General features: G+C 62.5%; 20 protein-coding genes and 1 riboswitch. Of the genes, 12 read left to right on the forward strand and 8 right to left on the reverse strand.

Annotation, left to right across the window (positions count from 1 at the left end):
* Window positions 1–239: 239 nt before the first annotated feature.
* On the reverse strand, window positions 240–1,151 hold the full coding sequence (locus NKI85_RS29855; protein WP_352779753.1) for a phosphatase PAP2 family protein: 912 nt from the start codon (window positions 1,149–1,151) through the stop codon (window positions 240–242).
* Between the two features lie 1,047 nt (window positions 1,152–2,198).
* On the opposite strand from NKI85_RS29855, the gene NKI85_RS29860 reads away from it, so the two are divergent.
* Both NKI85_RS29860 and NKI85_RS29865 read left to right on the forward strand, forming a co-directional pair.
* Window positions 2,199–2,516 carry an ArsR/SmtB family transcription factor gene (locus tag NKI85_RS29860; protein ID WP_023720727.1) on the forward strand — a complete coding sequence of 106 codons (318 nt, stop codon included), beginning with the start codon at window positions 2,199–2,201 and terminating at the stop codon, window positions 2,514–2,516.
* A complete protein-coding gene (locus NKI85_RS29865; protein WP_352779755.1) occupies window positions 2,513–2,995 on the forward strand; it encodes an SRPBCC family protein in 483 nt (160 codons plus the stop codon). Before NKI85_RS29860 ends, NKI85_RS29865 begins: the two co-directional genes overlap by 4 nt.
* Window positions 2,996–3,535: 540 nt before the next feature.
* On the opposite strand, the gene NKI85_RS29870 is transcribed toward NKI85_RS29865, so the two are convergent.
* Complete coding sequence (locus NKI85_RS29870) at window positions 3,536–3,757, reverse strand: hypothetical protein (protein ID WP_352532222.1); 222 nt, start codon at window positions 3,755–3,757, stop codon at window positions 3,536–3,538.
* Window positions 3,758–4,019: 262 nt separating this feature from the next.
* Here NKI85_RS29870 and mgtE point away from each other — a divergent pair, with 262 nt between their 5' ends.
* Together mgtE and NKI85_RS29880 are read left to right on the forward strand one after the other, a co-directional pair.
* Complete coding sequence (gene mgtE / locus NKI85_RS29875; RefSeq protein ID WP_352779756.1) at window positions 4,020–5,438, forward strand: magnesium transporter; 1,419 nt, start codon at window positions 4,020–4,022, stop codon at window positions 5,436–5,438.
* A gap of 134 nt (window positions 5,439–5,572) precedes the next feature.
* Complete coding sequence (locus NKI85_RS29880) at window positions 5,573–5,959, forward strand: MerR family transcriptional regulator (RefSeq protein WP_352532226.1); 387 nt, start codon at window positions 5,573–5,575, stop codon at window positions 5,957–5,959.
* Between the two features lie 3 nt (window positions 5,960–5,962).
* Here the strand turns inward: NKI85_RS29880 and NKI85_RS29885 are convergent, their stop codons facing one another.
* Window positions 5,963–6,469, reverse strand: a complete 507-nt coding sequence (locus NKI85_RS29885) for a methyltransferase family protein (protein WP_352532228.1) — start codon at window positions 6,467–6,469, stop codon at window positions 5,963–5,965.
* Entirely contained in the window at window positions 6,466–7,464 is a 999-nt protein-coding gene (locus NKI85_RS29890) for a heparan-alpha-glucosaminide N-acetyltransferase (RefSeq protein ID WP_352779757.1), read from the reverse strand. The genes NKI85_RS29885 and NKI85_RS29890 overlap by 4 nt, the downstream gene beginning before the upstream one ends.
* 255 nt (window positions 7,465–7,719) lie before the next feature.
* Between NKI85_RS29890 and NKI85_RS29895 the strand changes: the two genes are divergently transcribed.
* Window positions 7,720–8,919, forward strand: coding sequence for an MFS transporter (locus NKI85_RS29895; protein WP_352779759.1), 1,200 nt, complete (start codon window positions 7,720–7,722; stop codon window positions 8,917–8,919).
* Here NKI85_RS29895 and NKI85_RS29900 read toward each other — a convergent pair.
* Window positions 8,898–10,091: an aromatic ring-hydroxylating oxygenase subunit alpha gene (locus tag NKI85_RS29900; RefSeq protein ID WP_352779760.1), complete on the reverse strand. Its 1,194-nt coding sequence runs from the start codon at window positions 10,089–10,091 to the stop codon at window positions 8,898–8,900. The two genes, NKI85_RS29895 and NKI85_RS29900, sit on opposite strands and share 22 nt — an antisense overlap.
* A gap of 141 nt (window positions 10,092–10,232) precedes the next feature.
* Window positions 10,233–10,428, forward strand: a riboswitch (cobalamin riboswitch).
* 36 nt (window positions 10,429–10,464) lie between these two features.
* On the opposite strand from NKI85_RS29900, the gene NKI85_RS29905 reads away from it, so the two are divergent.
* Genes NKI85_RS29905 through cobO form a run of 4 tightly spaced genes read left to right on the forward strand, consistent with a single transcriptional unit; the run spans window position 10,465 to window position 12,587 of the window.
* On the forward strand, window positions 10,465–10,644 hold the full coding sequence (locus tag NKI85_RS29905; protein ID WP_023720718.1) for a CbtB domain-containing protein: 180 nt from the start codon (window positions 10,465–10,467) through the stop codon (window positions 10,642–10,644).
* Window positions 10,645–10,659: 15 nt separating this feature from the next.
* Window positions 10,660–11,442, forward strand: coding sequence for a CbtA family protein (locus tag NKI85_RS29910; protein WP_352532236.1), 783 nt, complete (start codon window positions 10,660–10,662; stop codon window positions 11,440–11,442).
* A complete protein-coding gene (gene cobU / locus NKI85_RS29915) occupies window positions 11,435–11,956 on the forward strand; it encodes a bifunctional adenosylcobinamide kinase/adenosylcobinamide-phosphate guanylyltransferase (protein WP_352779762.1) in 522 nt (173 codons plus the stop codon). The genes NKI85_RS29910 and cobU overlap by 8 nt, the downstream gene beginning before the upstream one ends.
* 1 nt (window position 11,957) lies before the next feature.
* Window positions 11,958–12,587: a cob(I)yrinic acid a,c-diamide adenosyltransferase gene (cobO, locus tag NKI85_RS29920; RefSeq protein ID WP_352779763.1), complete on the forward strand. Its 630-nt coding sequence runs from the start codon at window positions 11,958–11,960 to the stop codon at window positions 12,585–12,587.
* A gap of 430 nt (window positions 12,588–13,017) precedes the next feature.
* Here cobO and cbiB read toward each other — a convergent pair whose 3' ends face one another.
* Entirely contained in the window at window positions 13,018–13,989 is a 972-nt protein-coding gene (gene cbiB / locus NKI85_RS29925; protein WP_352779765.1) for an adenosylcobinamide-phosphate synthase CbiB, read from the reverse strand.
* Here cbiB and cobD point away from each other — a divergent pair.
* Entirely contained in the window at window positions 13,988–15,043 is a 1,056-nt protein-coding gene (cobD, locus tag NKI85_RS29930; RefSeq protein ID WP_352528103.1) for a threonine-phosphate decarboxylase CobD, read from the forward strand. The two genes, cbiB and cobD, sit on opposite strands and share 2 nt — an antisense overlap.
* Window positions 15,040–15,549, forward strand: a complete 510-nt coding sequence (locus NKI85_RS29935; RefSeq protein ID WP_352528105.1) for a tyrosine phosphatase family protein — start codon at window positions 15,040–15,042, stop codon at window positions 15,547–15,549. The genes cobD and NKI85_RS29935 overlap by 4 nt, the downstream gene beginning before the upstream one ends.
* Window positions 15,550–15,838: 289 nt before the next feature.
* On the opposite strand, the gene NKI85_RS29940 is transcribed toward NKI85_RS29935, so the two are convergent.
* Both NKI85_RS29940 and NKI85_RS29945 read right to left on the reverse strand, forming a co-directional pair.
* Window positions 15,839–16,642, reverse strand: coding sequence for a creatininase family protein (locus NKI85_RS29940; protein WP_352528107.1), 804 nt, complete (start codon window positions 16,640–16,642; stop codon window positions 15,839–15,841).
* Window positions 16,643–16,698: 56 nt separating this feature from the next.
* On the reverse strand, window positions 16,699–17,082 hold the full coding sequence (locus NKI85_RS29945) for a RidA family protein (RefSeq protein WP_352528109.1): 384 nt from the start codon (window positions 17,080–17,082) through the stop codon (window positions 16,699–16,701).
* Between the two features lie 365 nt (window positions 17,083–17,447).
* Here NKI85_RS29945 and NKI85_RS29950 point away from each other — a divergent pair, with 365 nt between their 5' ends.
* On the forward strand, window positions 17,448–18,452 hold the full coding sequence (locus tag NKI85_RS29950) for an ABC transporter substrate-binding protein (protein WP_352528111.1): 1,005 nt from the start codon (window positions 17,448–17,450) through the stop codon (window positions 18,450–18,452).
* The last annotated feature ends 1 nt before the right edge of the window (window position 18,453 follow it).

Below are 18,453 nucleotides of genomic sequence, written 5' to 3' on the forward strand. Positions count from 1 at the left end.
TCATCAACGGCCATCCACAGAGCCAGATCGAGGAACTCATGCCCTGGCGATTCCGGAAAACATCAAGCCCAAACCCATAGGTGATCGGCGAGGCGCTTACTCTCTAACCCGTTGAATTCGAGCACAGCAGAGAGCTCCTTATCAGGGCACGTGGCTTTCTTGCCTATTGCGATCGCTAGTTTGGCCCATGCGAAGGGGCCATCGGCGGGCGTGGCCATCTATGCGGTTGGCGTGCATAATTATTCGCGCACCAAGCGTCCAGTCGCCCACCAGATGACAGACACAATAACGATCGATGCGTAGCCGTCCACAGCATAGTGCCATCCGGTGTACACCGATCCGTACAGGATCAGGGCTGCGAAGGTCCAACCCAGAACGCCAAGCCAGAGATTGATTGAGCAAAGCAAATAGGCGTTTAGTGTGACAAAGGCGACATGCATGCTTGGCATGGCTGAGATGCCGCCGCCAAGAGTTGGCCGGCCGCTCTGGTAAGCCATCAGGAGATATGCAGCGGGTTTCCGCACCATGTAACTATGGTCCAGCCTGTCCATGACTGCATCGAGTCCGTGGAAGCGATCCACGCCAACAAACTGGTGGTAGTAAACCGGCCCGACCGATGCCAGCGCCAAGGCCAAGACAGTTCCGAGAGCGCACAGCGTTAGCGCTGCTGCGCAGAGATAGCGGATGCGGGCAATCTCGTCCGACCAGAGCGACACGAAAAGGATGGTGCCGAACCACTGGTAAAACCAAATGACTTCATAGCTGTTGAAGACGACGAGCGACCAGCTGTTGCTGTCGAGCTTATGGACGATCTCCCATGGCGGCATCCCATGCAACCATTCATCAGCGTCGGCTAGCCAGTTGTCGGCATAGTATGGGACGACCGACGGGATAGCGATCTTGTAGGTAGAGAACGCGGTCAAGCTGGCAAAGAAGAACAGGAGCACCAACAGACAGCCGCGCCATCGCCCTTGAATCAAATCTAGGGCGTAGCGAATTGGTTGTCGTCGGCCATAGATGAGCGCGGCACAGCAGACACCGCCGATAAACAAGACCGGAATGCCAATAAGAAACTTGTGAGAATAGATTATGGCTGCGGTAGAGAAAATCTCTGGAAATAGTGCAGATGCGCCTAAGACGTAGATTGCCATAAACAATGACAGGCGCAATTGCCATATGGCGGCTGGCCTATAGTGAGAGGCTTCCGTAATTAAGGCCAAACCAATTTACCCATTCTAAATGTTTCGCCAGAGAGAAATATACTCCGATAAGGTAAAAACCTTGCCGTCAGGTTTACTTTTTCCCGGTGGTCGACACCCGCCATGCGGCGATTTACGGTGACAGTGCACTTTTTCTTTCCCCACCTGCCGCTGGTTTGCTCGGCAATCCGGTCCAGAAGTGCGTCGTTGGCGCGCCCGTTACCTCGTTGCGTCACGTGGTGTGGCAGAACGACAATACGGGCAACGCGAGCCCCACGGTCAACCTACACCCACGACGGCCGGGCGAGCATGGTAAAATGCACTGTCGCCGTAATTCCGCGCTTGTACAGCATCGCTCCCGGACCGCGTGATCCGTGATGGGTTATAATAGCCGGCTGTCCGGTCGACCGCAGATGACCGACATACAGGAAATGATTGCCATCGCCCTGTATGCCCATATTGCTGTCTCCGATCGGTGCTCCTTGACGCCAACAGGCCCAAGTGTCGGGTGCTTCGCTGTGGCATTTTTGGGATGAGAGCTAGCGCGACTTTTCTGCGCCGTGACGATGAGACCTGACTGCCTCCAGCAGTTTGCGTTCATCGGTGTGAGCATTTCGAAAAATCGCAACGACGGTCGCCGCTAATTTTTCGGCGTCTTGGCTTAAAGGGTCGAGATGTTCGTCTGCGCAAACCCGGTCGAACACGCGTTGGCAAATAGCCAGGTCGTGGGGGCTAAGAGAGGTGCGATTGGCACGCTGGTTTAGCATGTCGCGAACCCTCAGGTCCGCTGCCCATACAAAGCAGTGGACCTTCTCAGGCCGGAGGGAGGAGCCGGCCGGCCTTAGCGCTAAAACGTACATGGTTGAGGCGTCGTTCCCGGCTAATGAAATTGGTTGCTTTTGTACAATGCGGATGCCCATCAGCGAGCGCTTACTCGCTGGTCTCATTTGGGCACGCTTCCTCTGTTGACCAATCATAAGCTTTAGCTTATCATAAGTCATGGTTTATGATTACGCAGGCATGGTGGCCTTGGCCGATCCGACACGCCGCAAGGTGTTCGAACTCATCGCCGATCGGCCGCGCTCGGTCATTGATTTGACGCGGGTGCTTCCGGTCTCGCAACCGGCCGTATCACAGCACCTCAAAGTGTTGAAGGAAGCCCGGCTGGTCCGTGCCGAGCCCAAGGGTGCCAGCAACATCTATCATCTCGACCCGCATGGGCTCGGCGAGATGCGCGCCTGGCTCGATCGCATGTGGGGCGATGCGCTCGACGCCTTCAAACGGGAAGTCGACAACAGCAAGGAGAAGAGGAAATGACGACCATGATCAAGCCCGCACCGGTCAGGAAGTCCGTGACGGTGGAGGTGCCACTCGACAAGGCATTCGATGTGTTCACGACACGGTTTGGCCGGTGGTGGCCGGCTTCGCACTCGATTGGCAAATCCGCCCTGACGACTGCAGTGATCGAACCGAAAGCCGGCGGGCGCTGGTACGAGATCGGCGAAGATGGCTCGGAATGCGATTGGGGCGAGGTTCTCGCCTGGGATCCGCCGTCCAGGCTGACGCTCGCCTGGCGTATCGGAGCCGACTGGCGCTTCGATCCGGAACTGCTGACCGAAGTCGACATCCGCTTTGTGACGCTCGGCGAGAACGCGACGCGGGTGGAACTCGAGCACAGGCTTCTGGAGAACATGGGCGAGGCCGCGGAAGCAGCGCGCCAGGCCTTCGAATCCGAGGGTGGCTGGAGCGGACTCCTGGACCGCTATGCGGCTGAGTCCAAGCGCGACGCAGCCTGATCAAGAGGCGAGGCTCTTAGCCGTCCGATATCCAGCGAGGCCGCCGCATCGTCGGCCTCGCCCTCATTCCCCGTGCAGCATGTGCCGTGCTGCGGGCCACTGGGACTAATGTTGTTGGGCGAACGATGCCCGAACCGGAACGGCAATCTCTGCTTTGGCTTCTTTCGCCTGACCTTGCCACAGCTTCTCCGCAGCGACCGAAAATTATGGGTCTTCATCTGCCAAATGCACTCAGTCTTCAGCTTGCGTCTGGGGTTTGCCAGGAAATCGGCCGCGACTTCGGATCCGCACGGATCGGAAATCGATCGCATCGTGCCAATTCCCCGAAGAAAATCACTTGCCCGAGAGGAAGGCCTTTAGCCGCACGATGCGCAGTCTGTTGCTGGATCATATTCTCCCGACAGCAACAGAGTAGGGATGTTCGAGCGGCGGGATGTGTTTGCGAGACTGTTCCTCTTTCAGGAAACCAAAGCGGGCACACCACACCTAGCGTTGTCGCGGACTACCCGGCAGTTGGTCAGCGGCGGTACCAGAGCTGGATTACCGGTGCTTCTCGACGAAAGCCTTGCAGGCGGGTGACAACTGCTCGATCATGCTCTGAAGATCGCATTTGCCGATCGGTGTCATTGGGCAAAGCCGTTTGTAGTCACGGTTGCATTCCTTGCCCTGAAAAGATTTGAAGGATTTTGCCTCGGCGGCAATCGGGTTCAAAAGTATTCCCGAACAAACCAACGCAAGGCTGGCAAGCAGATACTTCCCCATAAACACCCTCCATTTATTAGCGGTAATTATAGACATACTAAATTAGAATATTCTAATTATCAACCCTGGGGCAACCGGCAGCTCGCAAGGTCGTTTGACGCCGTCCGTTGCGCCTAGAGAGGCCGATCTCAAGCCAAATCGTGCCCCCGCTCCATCTTTGTGTTTGACCATGATCTTTTCGGAAAACCGGTTTCCACTTTTCAGGATCATGGTCTAGACCTGACAGGCACCTTATCCGGAAATCCGATGGCGGGAGGCGCTGGTGGAAGGCCAGGACGAACACATGACCGGCGCCAGGGCCGCTGAGGAGCACCACGCCGACATCTATGACGAGGACGGCGTCATCCTGTCGTCGTTTCTCGCCCAGATCGGTGCTGCGATCGCCGATCGCGACACGCTGGCGCTGAAGCGTGAAGTCGACGATCTGCACCAGTCGGAACTCGGCCATCTGCTTGAGGCGCTGCACCCGGAACAGCGCCGCGCGCTGGTCGAATTGCTAGGCAAGGATTTCGATTTTTCCGCGCTGACCGAGGTCGACGAGGCGATCCGGCGCGACATCGTCGACAGTCTGCCCAATGCGCAGATCGCCCAGGCGGTGCAGGATCTCGATTCCGACGACGCGGTCTACATTCTCGAAGACCTCGACCAGGAGGACCAGGACGAGATCCTGTCGCAGCTGCCGTTCACCGAGCGGATCAGGCTGCGGCGTTCGCTTGACTATCCCGAAGAGACCGCCGGCCGCCGCATGCAGACGGAGTTCGTCGCGGTGCCGCCTTTCTGGACGATCGGCCAGACCATCGACTACATGCGCGAGGACAACAATCTTCCCGACCGTTTCAGCCAGATCTTCGTCATCGATCCGAGCTTCAAGCTGCTCGGCGCCATCGACCTCGACCAGATCCTGCGTACCAAGCGCTCGGTCAAGGTCGAAGAGGTCATGCATGAGACCAGGCATGCCATCCCGGCCACCATGGACCAGGAGGAGGCGGCACGCGAATTCGAACAATACGATCTTCTGTCCGCCGCCGTCGTCGACGAGAACGAGCGGCTGGTCGGCGTGCTGACCATCGACGACGTCGTCGACGTCATCCAGCAGGAGGCCGAGGAAGATCTGCTGCGCATGGGCGGCGTCGGCGACGAAGAACTCTCGGACAGCATCTTTTCGACCTCGCGCTCGCGCGTGCCCTGGCTGCTGGTCAATCTTTTGACGGCTTTCCTGGCGGCCTCGGTGATCGGCCTGTTCGACCGCACCATCGAGCATATCGTGGCGCTGGCGGTGCTGATGCCGATCGTCGCCGGCATGGGCGGCAATGCCGGCTCGCAGACCATGACGGTCACGGTGCGGGCGCTGGCGACCAGGGACCTCGACATCTACAATGCCGGCCGCATCATCCGCCGCGAAATCGGGGTGGGCTTCATCAACGGCATCATCTTTGCCATCCTGATCGGCCTCGTGGCTGCTGCCTGGTTCCACGATCGCAATCTCGGCGGCATCATTGCGGCTGCGATGATCATCAATATGTTCGTGGCGGCTCTGGCGGGCATCCTTATCCCGCTGCTGCTCGACCGCTTCAAGATCGATCCGGCTGTGGCTTCGGCGGTTTTCGTCACCACGGTCACCGACGTCGTCGGCTTCTTTGCCTTTCTCGGGCTTGCCACATGGTGGTTCGGCGTGCGCTGAACCCTCTCAATTGACTTTTACGTAAATGCCGTGCGAGGTTTTGGAAGGTCCCTGCCTGCCGATTCTGGCACACGTCTGGACGCTGGCGAAGCCGCATGGGGAACTCGCGGCGTGGCCGGGGCATTGGAGTAACGATGCGGGAATATTATTCGATAACGGAGCTGACCCGCGAATTCGACGTGTCGACGCGGACGTTGCGCTTCTACGAAGACGAAGGGCTGGTGCAGCCGGTAAGGCGCGGCCGCACGCGGCTGTTCCGCCCGTCGGACCGGCATCTCATCCGCCAGATCATGCGCGGCAAGAGGCTCGGCTTCTCGATCAACGAGATCCGCGAAATCATCCAGATGTACAGGGAGCCGCCCGGCGAGGTCGGCCAACTCAAATTGATGATCAAGCGCATCGAGGAAAAGCGCGAGGATTTGCGCCAGAAACGCCGCGATCTCGAGGAGACCCTGGCCGAGCTCGACCAGGCCGAGGAATCCTGCGTCGAGCGGCTGGCAGAACTCGGCGTCAACACCTAAGGCTCAGATCCAGCGTCGCACCTTTTTGGCGTAGTCCCGGTACTTCTTGCCGAATTTGCTCGTCAGCACCTTTTCCTCGCTCTCGATCGTCAGCTTCTGCGTCAGGAAGGCCGCTACGAACGCCAGCAGCAGGAACCAGGCGCTCCCCAAGACAAAGGCGAGGCTGACCAGCAGCAGCGTGTTGGCGAGATAGATCGGATTGCGGCTGACGGCGAAGGGCCCGGTGGTCACCAGATGATCCGGCACGCCGTTCGGGTTGAGCGTCGTTTTCGCGCGGATCATGGTGCGGATCGCCGTGAACCAGAGCGCGGCGACCGCCAACAGCGCCACAAGGCCGGCGGCGAACAGGATGTCGCCGAGAAGATCGCCGATCCATGGCAGCGGATAAAACAGCCCTAGCGCGACGCTAACGGCGATGGCGGCGATATAGATCAGCGGCGGCCATGGTATGTGCCCCAATTTCGGCTGACCAGGACTCTGCTGCACGGGTTTCGGGTGACTGTCGGTCATTGTTGTCCTCCCAGCGTGCTCTCGGTCCTGGCCGTGCAGGTGCCGGCGAGCTCGCCAATATGCGCCTTCCACTCCGGGGACTGGTCATTGCTGTAAAGCCGATCAAGCGAGGCTTCGCCCTGGAGAGTGTCCAGCATGCAGACACAATAGCTGGAGCAGAACTCGGTGTCGCGCGTCTGCTCGCAGGATATTTGGCAGGATTTCAGGAAGTTCATCTCCCTGGTTTCGACTTGCGCCGGCATGACTTGCGAAAACAGCCAGACCGAGCCGATCAGCACTGGCTGATGGATCAGATAGAAGGCAAGGCTGTGCCGGCCGATGAAGACCAGCGGATTTGCCCAGCGGCCGGGCGCCAAGGTCGACAGCCGCGTCAGCACGCCGGAGGTGGCGGCGAGTTTGGTAGCCGCGATGCCGGCAAGCACGGCGCCGAACCAGGGCAGCAGCGGAACGTAGTCGTTGGAGCGCGGATTGGTCGCCGACAGCCCGACCCACCATAGGGCCGGATGATCGAAAACCGCGGATCGCAGATAGACGGGCGCGGCGACGACAAACGCCGCGACAAGCAGCGTCAGCAGCGCTGGCAGCCGCAGGAACGCCAGGCCGAGCAGGCTGGCCAGCGCAATCTCGTGCAATATGCCGAAGAAGATGAAGCCATCCGGCGTGGCGATGCGAGTGACCAGCGATATTGCGAGGGCGGCCCCGGCAACCATGGCGAAACGCTTCCAGAAGCCGGTCCAGTGGATCTTTCTGCCATGGGCAAGATAGAGGCTGACGCCGACCAGGAACAGGAAGCTTGAGGCGATGCAGCGCGCGTAGAATTTCCACCAGCCGAAAGCGGTGAGGCCGGGATCGGTGTAACCGAAGAATTCGAGATCCCAGGTGAAATGATAGCTCGCCATGGCAAGCAAAGCGACGCCGCGTGCGATGTCGATGGCGGCGATGCGCTTCAACTTTGGTTGGTCCTGAACGGAGGCGGTCGGCGTGTCGATGCTCATTGGTCTCGTTGTCTTGGTTCAGCCCCGGCAAGACGACTATCACGGTTGCCCCCGACAAAAGAAGCAGGCCGTGCCTCGCGTTGTACCGGCTGCGGCCGTTCAGCATCATGGCTCGCTTTAGGCCAGAGCCGGAAAGCCTTTGGCCGGCTTCGCTTTTTGCCGTGAAGGCGTCGGTTTCCTGTTACCCGCCGAGGCAACGCCACGGCAGATTTGTGCTCCAAACCTGCTTCGGGCGATTCTGCTTCGGGGAAAGCAATGGCTACACATGTGCGCCATCCGATCTGGCTTGCGGCCTTGCGGCCGGCGGATGCACGCACCTTCGCCTCGCTTTATGCGGTCGAATCCTTCGCGCGCGCCACCGTGTCCAGCGTCATCCCGATCCAGGCCTATGAGATTCTGCACAACGAGCAGATCGTTTCGATCCTCTACACGATCGTTGCGATGCTCGGCCTGTCGGCGACGCTGTTCATGCCGATGCTGATCCGGCGCTTTGCCCGGCGCTGGGTCTATACCGCCGGCGCCTGCCTGCTGGCCGTCGTCTCGCTGTTCTTCGTCACCCATACGCTGGCCGGCCAAGTGGTGGGCATGCTCTGCCGCGTCGTCGGCGCCGGCGCGCTGGCGATCACGCTCAACCTCTACATCATGGACCATATCCGCAAGACCGACTTCATGCAGGCCGAGTCGCTGCGCATGGCGTGGTCGATGCTTGCCTGGACCGCCGGGCCGACGCTCGGCATTTTCCTCTACACACGTTTCGGCATCTATGCGGCGCATGGCGCGGTGGCCGTCTTCGCCATGGCCTTGCTGGCGCTGTTCTGGACCTATCGGCTCGGCGACAACCAGTCGATCCGCCCCGGCAAGACACGGCCGGTCAATCCTCTGGCCAATATCGGCCGCTTCGTCGCGCAGCCAAGGCTGAGGCTCGCCTGGCTGATCGCCTTCGGCCGCTCCTGCTTCTGGACGACGTTCTTCGTCTATGGGCCGTTGTTTATGGTGATCACCGGCGAGGGCAAGCTGGCCGGCGGCCTTTTGGTTTCGGCCGGCAATGCGCTGCTGTTCATGGCCATCTTTTGGGGCAGGGCAGGAAAGCGTTTCGGCGGCCGGCGAACCATGACGTTCGCCTATTTCGCCATGTCGGCGACGCTGCTGGCGGCCGGCGCCGTCGGCGAGGCGGCACCGCTCGTCAGCGGCGCATTGCTGCTTTGCGGCGCCTTCTTCACCATTGCGCTCGATGCGCTGGGCTCGACCGCCTTCATGCGTTCGGTGCGCTCCTATGAGCGGGCGCAGATGGCGGCGGTCTACCGCACCTATCTCGACTTTTCCGAGCTGACGCCGCCGCTGGTCTATTCGGTGGTGCTGGCGTTCTTCGGCCTGGGCGCGGTTTTCGCGACGCTCGGCGTGTTGGCCGCTGCCTGTGGCTTCGTCACCTGGCGCTATCTGCCCAAATCGCTTTGATGTTCAAGCGCCGCATGCCGGTCGCGCACCCAGTTGTGGAAGCGGTGCAAGTCATATTCCTCGGGCATCAGCACGCCGGCCTTGTGGCGCATCGAGCGGAGGCCCTTCTGGTTGACCTCGCAGATGTCAGCGTCTTCCTCCAGCACTTGGGTACCGAAGGCGACGATATTGTCGATGTCCGCCGCCGGATCGGCGAGCGCTTCGGGCGAAAAAAGCCATTCGGCGGTGAGTTCGGTCTGCTCCGGCCCAAGCGGCACCAGCCGCACGGTCCTGACATAGTCGACGTGGCCGACGATGAACATCGACGGCAGGCTGGTGGCATAGGTCTGCCCGGCGGTACGCTCGGCCGGCGTCAGGCCGGAAAAGACCGAGCCGTGGACGCGCCCGTCGCGCGACCAGGTCTCGGCTCCTGCCCGCAAGCCGCCGGAAAATTCCGGCGCGTCATTGTCGGCATGGCGAGCCCATTCGGGATCGTCGTGGCGGCCCATCAGGCCGCGGCCATAGATCGGCACCAACCGCGACAGGTCCTTATGGACGCCGGGGCAATGCAGGCACTCGTTGAAGTTTTCCCAGAAAATCTTCCAGTTGCAGTTCATCACCTTGCGCAGCATATGGCCGCTCAGCAGCGTTTCCAGCGGCCAGTTGGCGAGGTTGCCGGATGCCGGATCGAAGGATGTTTCAGCCGAGCCGGCAGCGTCTTCCGCGAGGTTGACGAAGACAAAACCGCGCCACACCGACAGCGCCACCCGGTAGAGCGGATGATCGGCCTTATCGAAGCGGTCAGGCAGCGATTTCGACGGCACGCGCACCAGATCGCCGCGCAGCGAATAGGACCAGGCGTGATAGGGGCAGGTGATGAACCGCGCCTTCAGCCGGCCCTCGCTTTCCTGGCAAAGCTGCGAGCCGCGGTGCCGGCAGGTGTTGTGGAAGGCACGCAATTCGCCGGTCTCGTCGCGCAGCACGACGACCTCTTGCGTGCCTATACGGAACGTCCTGAAAGCCAGCGGCTGGGCAAGGTCGGCCTCTCGGCAGACGAGCACCCAGTTGCGATGCCAGATGGCGTCGAGATCGCGCTGGTAGCCCGCGATGTCCCAATAGGCCGGCGACGGCAGCGTCGGCTCGGCCCGGGTCAGGCCGTTATAGGGACCGCGCTCGTTCGGGCTGGGTTGCATGGCCGGCTTCCTCCCATGCGGCAGCCGACACCCGGCGGTGAAAATTGTCAATCAGGGGCGGGGCGCCGGCGGCTTGGCGAGACGGCGCATTCGCCACACGATCCGGCGGAATTTGGTTTGCCGGGCGCGGCGATTCTGCCTATAGTCCCTGATGTCGTCGGTTCCATTAGGGACCAAGAGGGAATGCGGTGCGGGCGATTTTTTGCCCAATGCCGTGGCTGCCCCCGCAACTGTGTGCGGTAGTCCTCTCCATATGCCACTGAAGGTGCGCCTTCGGGAAGGTGGGGAAGGGCGCTGATCCGCGAGCCAGGAGACCTGCCGGCGACAGGAAACTGACTTCTATGCCCTCGGGTGGAGGGCGAAAGGACAAGACATGAATACCGCTTCCGTTTCGCTCGGCGCTTCCGTCTCCTCGCAGTCGCGTTTCATGCAGCTGGCGCTTGCTGCATTCCTCGGCATTTTCGTCATGGGCTTTGTCGGCTTCTCGCATATCGATGCGGTCCACAATGCCGCGCACGACTATCGCCACTCGATGGGCTTTCCCTGCCACTGACAAGGGGCTGACATCATGACACTGTTTCGCAACGTCGTGTTCATCGCGGCGATCGCAGGGCTTGTGGCCGGCATCGCTCTCGCCTGCATGCAGGCCTATGCCACGGTGCCGCTCATCCTGAAGGCGGAAGTCTACGAACAGGCCGGCGGCGGCCATGACCATGCCGCGGCACCTGCGGCACCGGCCGAGAACGCCGCGGGCACGACGGCTATGAGCAGCGCCGCGCCGGCACCGGCTGAAGCAATGGCTCCGGCTGAGGACGAAGGCTGGGCGCCGGCCGATGGCTTCGAGCGCTTTGCCTTCAGCGTCGTTGCCAATATCGTCACCGGCATCGGCTTCGCATTGGTCCTAGTCGCGGTTTCGGAATTCGCCGGCGGCATCGGCAATTGGCGCCAGGGCCTGTTCTGGGGGCTGGCCGGCTTTGCCGTGTTCACGCTGGCGCCGGGCCTCGGCCTACCGCCGGAATTGCCGGCGATGCCGGCGGCCGACCTTGTCCAACGCCAGATCTGGTGGTGGGCAACAGTGGTGGCGACCGCCGCCGGGCTCGGCCTTATCGCCTTCCGCAGATCGTTGCCGCTGGCGATCCTTGCCGTAGCGTTGATCGTGGCGCCGCATATTGTCGGCGCGCCGCAGCCCGATAGTTTCGAAACGGCGATCCCGGAAGGCCTGCATCATCAGTTCGTGGTGGCGGTGACGCTGACCAATCTGGTGTTCTGGCTGGTGCTCGGCGCGGTCGTCGGCGTGGTGCGCGGACGCTTCACCGGCACGGCGACCAGCCTGCGCGACAGCTTTGCCTGACCGCGCTGCCGGGGCACTGACCCTGGTCATCGGCGGTGCGCGCTCCGGCAAGAGCGCCCATGCCGAGAGGCTGGTAACGGCTTGTCCGGCGCCGTGGAGCTATATCGCCACGGCGCAAGCCTATGACGAGGAGATGCGCCAGCGCATCGCGCTGCACCGCTCGCGGCGTGGCGAGGGCTGGACGACCATCGATGCGCCGCTCGACCTTGCCGGCGCGATCGAGGCGCTGCCTGACGGCCAGCCGGTGCTGATCGATTGCCTGACGCTGTGGCTGACCAACCATATGCTGGCCGAACATAATTGCGATGCCGAATGCCGAAGGCTGGCGGACGTGCTTTCGCGGCCGCGAGGACCGTGGTTCGTGGTGTCCAACGAAGTCGGGCAGGGCATCGTGCCGGACAATGCGCTGGCAAGGCAGTTTCGCGATGCCGCCGGCCGGTTGAACCAGGACGTCGCGGCTGTCGCGGACACCGTGCTTTTGATGGTGGCGGGGCTGCCGCTCAAGGTGAAATGACATGGCTGATACCAGGGACAAAGGCATCGATCCCAAGGGCGAGGAACGCCACCGCGCCAAGATGGTCAAGCGCAAGGCGGTGCAGGATGCCGAGGTCGCGGCCAAGACGGTCGAGAAGGGGCTGCTGATCGTCAACACCGGGCCGGGCAAGGGCAAGACCACGGCCGCCTTCGGGCTGGCGCTCAGGATGCTCGGCTACGGCAAGCGCGTCGGCGTCGTCCAGTTCATCAAGGGCAAGTGGCACACCGGCGAGAAGGACGCCTTTGCTGCCTTCGGTGACCGCGTCGTCTGGCACGCAATGGGCGAGGGCTTTACCTGGGAGACGCAGGACCTGAAGCGCGACATCGCGGCGGCCGAGGCCGCCTGGGCGAAGGCGCTCGAGCTGATGGCCGACCCGTCGATCAGCCTTGTGGTGCTCGACGAGCTCAACATCGCGCTGCGCTACGACTATCTCGACCTCGAAAAAGTGGTCGCGGCGCTGAAGGCCCGTCGCGAAGGCCTGCATGTCGTCGTCACCGGCCGCAACGCCAAGCCGGCATTGGTCGAGGCGGCCGATCTGGTCACCGAGATGGGCGTGACGAAGCACCACTTCTCCGCCGGAGTGAAGGCGCAGCAGGGGATAGAGTTCTGAGGGCTTGCCTCGGGACATTTCGGACGAAGGTCCAACTCGGATGACGCTTGCCAAGGCTGCCCACCGACTTCTCAAGACCTGGGTTCCTCGCCCTCCGCGAAGCGGGGGAGAGGTGGGCGCGCAGCGGCCCGCGCGGGGGGGTGGGTGGGGGCGGGTGGCCGGACCCGGGCGGGGGGGGGCCGCCCGCCCGCCCCGGAGAGGGGGCTTCGTAGAGCGCGGTTCCCCTCTCCGTCTCGGCTTCGCCGAGCCACCTCTCCCCACTTCGTGGGGCGAGGAAACCAAGCTGGAATGAAGCCGGGTCCAGCGCTGACGGGCAACTTTGTTCTTGCTTTGTGCCGGCAGCTATGCTACTAATCTAGCTATGGTGCTGATTCGCGCCGATGACCCGCCGCATGGCGGGTTTTTATTTGATCTCAATCTCGAGCGCAGGTCACGCAAAGATAACGAGCGCCGAAATCATCCCGAACAGCGCGATCAGCAGAAAGTCGGCGACCCGGTAGAGTTTCAGCGCCCGCCTGATGTCGGTGCTCTCGATGTCGTCGCGCCGGCCGCCTTCACCCATCAACGCGTCATCGACCAGGACGCCGTCATAGGAGCGCGGGCCGGCGAGCGCCAGGCCGAGCGCACCGGCCATCGCCGCTTCCGGCCAGCCGGCATTGGGCGAGCGGTGCTTCTTCGCATCGCGCCGCACGGCGTGCCAGGCGCCTCTGGCGTCGGCGCCCTTGACCAGGAAAGCGGCAAGCACGATCAGCAGCGCCGTCAGCCGCGACGCCGGCAGGTTGATCCAATCGTCGAAGCGCGCCGCCGCCCAGCCGAAGGCCTCGTGGCGCGGCGTGCGGTGGCCGATCATCGAATCGGCGGTGTTGGCGGCCTTGTAGCCGACGCCGCCGGCCAGCCCGCCAACGCCGATCCAGAAGGCCGGCGCCACGACGCCGTCGGAAAAATTCTCGGCCAGGCTTTCGATCGCGGCGCGGCAGACAGCGGCCCTGTCGAGCTTTTCCGGGTCGCGGCCGACGATCCGCGAGACGGCAATGCGGCCCATGTCCAGTCCGCCGGTGTCGAGTGCGTCGGCGACCGCTTCGACATGCTCGGCCAGGCTCTTCTGCGACAGCAGCGACGTCGCCAGGATTGCTGTGATCAACAAGCCGAGAGGAAAGCTCCAAAGCATGGTTTCCAGCCAGAGGGCGAGGGCGGCCGGCACCAGCACGATCACCAGCAGCGCGACGACGCCCCAGCGGCGACGGTGGGCGTCGGAATCAGTGGCGCGGTTGAGCCTGCGGTCGAGAAAGGATATCAGCCTGCCGAACCAGGTGACGGGATGGCCAATGGCATCGAAGAGCCGGGCCGGGTAGCCGAGGACAAGTTCGATGGCTAGCGACAGGAAAGTGATCAGGATCGACATGAAGTCTCTTGATGGAGTGACGGCGGCAGTGGACCACGGCGGAAGCCTTGGCCGGGCGAGGGCACTTTTCCCTCACGCGCCACTGCCTTTCGTCGACCTCTCGACCGGGATCAATCCGCACTCCTACCCGCTTTTCGATTTGCCCGCCACCGCCCTGTCGCGATTGCCGGAAGCCGCGCGTGCCCGTGAATTGGCCGCGGTCGCGGCAAGCGCCTATGGCGCACCTTCGGCGGCGAACGTCGCAGCGGCGCCCGGCACGCAGATCCTGTTGCCGCGCGTCGCCTCGCTGGTCAGCCCAGGCAAGGCGCTGGTGCTCGGGCCGACTTATGCCGAGCATCGGCGGGCAGCGGCGATCGCCAGCCATGCGGCGGCTGAAGTCGATGATTTCGAAGCCTTGGCGGCGGCCGACCTTGCCGTCGTCGTCAATCCCAACAACCCGGACGGGCGCGTCGTCGAGCGCGAAAGATTGCTTCGCCTTGCCGCGAAATTGCGCGCCAGAGGCGGGCTGCTGGTGGTCGACGAGGCCTTCATGGATGTCGGCCCGCGCAGCGAAAGCTTGGCCGGCGACGTCGACCAGGGTGGCATCGTCGTGCTGCGTTCGTTCGGCAAGTTCTTCGGCTTGGCCGGTCTGCGGCTTGGCTTTGCACTGGCCGATGCGCTGACGGTCGAACGGCTGGAGGCGCAATTCGGGCCGTGGGCGGTTGCCGGGCCGGCGCTCGAATATGGCATAAGGGCGCTTGCCGACGTCGGCTGGCAGGCCGGGATGCGGCGCCGTCTGGCCGAGGATGCCGCGCGGCTCGATGCGCTGTTCGGCCGCTTCGGCGTGCCTGTCGCCGGTGGCACCACGTTGTTCCGCTATCTTCGCCTGGCGGACGCCGCCGGCCTGTTTTCGGTGCTCGGCCAATGCGGCATCCTGCTTCGGCATTTCTCCGGCCGGCCGGATGTGCTGCGCGCCGGCCTGCCCGGAACCGACGAAGAATGGCGGCGGCTCGAATCAGCGCTTGCCGGCTGGGCCGCGCGGAGCGACGATGGGGCCAAGGAGATTTCGCGATGATCCATGTTTGTTCCCTGGCAAAAATCGAGGAAACGGTGGCAAGGACCGGCGCCGAGCGGCTGCTTTCGCTGCTCGCTGCCGGAACGGAGGTGATGCGACCGTCCTCGATCACCAGGGAAAACCATCTGCATCTGGTCATGCATGACATTGCGGTGGCGCAGGAGGGCATGACCATGCCGGGCGAGGAGCATGTCCGCAACCTGCTCGATTTCGCCCGTCAATGGGATCGCTCGCGGCCGCTGGTCGTGCATTGCTATGCCGGCATCAGCCGTTCGACCGCCTCGGCCTACATCATCGCGGCAGCGCTGGCGCCGAAGCGCGACGAGGCCGAATTGGCCGAGACGCTGCGCGCGCTGTCGCCCACCGCGACGCCCAATCCGCGGCTGATCGCAATTGCCGACGCACTGCTCGAGCGCGACGGCCGCATGAGCCGCGCCATCGAGGCGATCGGGCGCGGCGCCGAGGCGTTTGAAGGCGCGCCGTTTGCGTTGAAGATCGATGCTTGATTTCTAGTTTTGTGGGCAGTTATTTGACTCATCAAAGCCACCAAGCAACCGCGTCCTAATCGTGCTGCGATCGCGGCAGGTATTTCCGATATCGGCGCTGCCCCTCATCTGCCTGCCGGCATCTTCTCCCAGTATAGTGACGGGGGAGAAGGGGCTGACAGCAACGCTGGCGCCTTTTCTCAACGCTGGCGATTGGCGAAACCGCCGATGATGGCGTCCCTCGCCCCGTTTACGGGGCGAGGATGCCGGCAGGCAGGTGAGGGGCGGCGCGACGCTGGCGGATAGCCTCCTAAGCCAACCAATCTGCAAGCCTGGCCCTGCGCACGTCCGTCACCAGGCTGATGAAGCCGTCGGCCTGATGCTCGGCGGTGAGCCGCCCCTTTTCGGCGGTCGCAATGCTGGCGTCGCCGACAACGCCGTTCGGGTTGAGGTCGCTGGCGATCCAGGCGAAGGCGTGCGTTCCGGTGTGGCGCAGCAGCGAAAATTCCTTTTCGGCGCGCGCGACCTTGGAAACGAAATTGTCGGCCTTGCCCATATCGACGAGGTCGGGCCGGAAATGCAGCATCAGCGAGGTCTCGACGTCGCCGCCATGGATGCCGTGGCGGTCTTCGAGCTCGGTGTACATGCCGGCCGGCCGGCCAAAACGCTGCCAGCTGGTCTTTACCGCCAGCATCTTTGCCCGCACGCGTAATTCGCGGGTGATGATGCCCATGATCTCCTCATTGCCGCCATGCGAATTGACGACGATCAGCTTGCGGATGCCGGCGCGCGCGATCGACAGGCCAAGCTCGGTCCACGCTTCGATCAACGTCGCCGCCGGCAGCGTAAGCGTGCCGGGCGCATGCAAGTGCTCGTTCGACTTGCCCACCGCCTGGACCGGCAGGATGCGGATGTCGAGATCGCCGGGCAGGCGCGCGATCACCGTTTCCAGCATGCCGTTCATGATCGAAGTGTCGGTCGAGACCGGCAGATGCGGGCCGTGCTGCTCGATCGCAGCCACCGGCAGAATGGCGATAGTCGCCTCTGGATCGATGGTCGCATATTCGGTGGTGCGGTAGTCACCCCACCATACGCGTTTTTTTGCAGCGATCATTTCATGCCCCTTGAACCGACAAGCCCAGACCTAACGCGGGAACGATCGGCTGTCGATCATCCCGCCGCAATGACCTCGATCTCGACCTTGAATTCCGGCCGGGCGAAACCGGACACGATCATCAGCGTCGAGGCCGGCGCCGGGCTGGCGAACAGCCGGTCGCGAACCTCCATATAGGGTCGCAGGAAGGCGCGATCTGTGACGTAGGCGTTGATGCGGACGATGTCGGACAGGCCGAGCCCGGCCTCGCCGAGAATCGCCGATATGTTCTGGAAACAGAGCTCGGCCTGTGCGCCGGCCTCCTCGGGGATCTGGTCGTCCGCCGTGATGGCGACCTGGCCCGAACACAGCACCAGCCGCTTGCCGGGCGGCACCTCGACGCCATGGCTGTAGCGGGCGAAGGGCGGCTTGATCGACTTCGGCGTGAGAAATTTAAACATGGCAATCTCCGTTCACGGCAGCCTATCGCATCGGCCCGAAAATCGGGATCGATTTTCGGAAAGCAGATGCGAAGATTCAAAGTTTTAGAGCGTACTTTGTGCGTCCAAGTGGACGCACGTCGCTCTAAGGCCGGATCGATGCGGCCATCAAGATGGTCGTGCATGTCACGAGGGCGATTATGGACAGGCGTTCAAAAAATAGGCACGATGCCTTCCGTACAGCATGACCCGTCCGGTCTTGGCGTGCGGCTCATTCGCAAGCGGGCGATCCCGGCACAAGAAGCCGGTGGCATGTGTCTTGCTTCTTGAAACAATGGTGTCGAGCCCGGCGCGTGACGCGCCGGAGCGAACAAAGGGTGGTGTGGATGTACGGAAAACTCAAGATTTCGGCGGGCGTGATCGTGCTGCTTGGCGCAGGCACGCTTGCCGCGGCAGCGAACGAAAAAGTCACCTTCGGCACCAACTGGCTGGCCGAGCCGGAGCATGGCGGTTACTACCAGGCCGTGGCGGACGGCACCTATGCGGCCTGCGGCATCGACGTGACGATCATGCAGGGCGGCCCACAGGTCAGCGGCCGACCGCTGTTGCTGGCCGGCAAGATCGATTTTTACATGGGCGGCAATTTGCTGTCGGCCTTCGATGCCGTGCAGCAAGGCATACCGATGCGCGTCGTGGCCGCCGACTTCCAGAAGGATCCGCAGGTCATCATGTCCCAGCCCGGCCAGGGGCTGGACAAATGGGAGGATCTGAAGAACGCCGACCAGTACATCCTGGGTGACGAGGGCACGCAGACCTTCTTCCAGTGGATGGTGACGGAATTGGGCTTCGATGCCGCCAAGCGCGTGCCCTACACCTTCAACCCGGCGCCGTTCATTGCCAACAAGAAGTCGATCCAGCAGGGTTACGTCACTTCGGAGCCATTCGCCGTCCAGAAGCAGGGCGGTTTCACGCCGAACCAGTTCCTGCTGGCCGACTATGGCTGGGACACATATGCGACGACGGTCGAGACCATGCAGGAGACGATCGACAAGCGGCCCGAGGTGGTCCAGTGCTTTGTCGATGGGTCGGCCAAGGGCTGGTACAATTATCTCTACGGCGACAACAAGGCCGCCAACGAGATGATCAAGAAGGAAAATCCGGACATGACAGATGAGCAGATCGCCTTCTCGATCGAGCAGCTGAAGAAGTTCGGCGTGGTCGATTCAGGCGACAGCGGAAAGCTCGGCATCGGCGCCATGACCGACGCGCGCATCCAGAGTTTTTACGACAAGATGGTCAAGGCCAAGGTCTCGCCGGCGGGCATCGACATCAAGAAGGCCTACACGCTGGCCTTCGTCAACAAGAGCGTCGGGCTCGACCTGAAGAAGTAAG

Source organism: Mesorhizobium sp. M0571 (genome assembly GCF_040320985.1).
GTDB lineage: Bacteria > Pseudomonadota > Alphaproteobacteria > Rhizobiales > Rhizobiaceae > Mesorhizobium.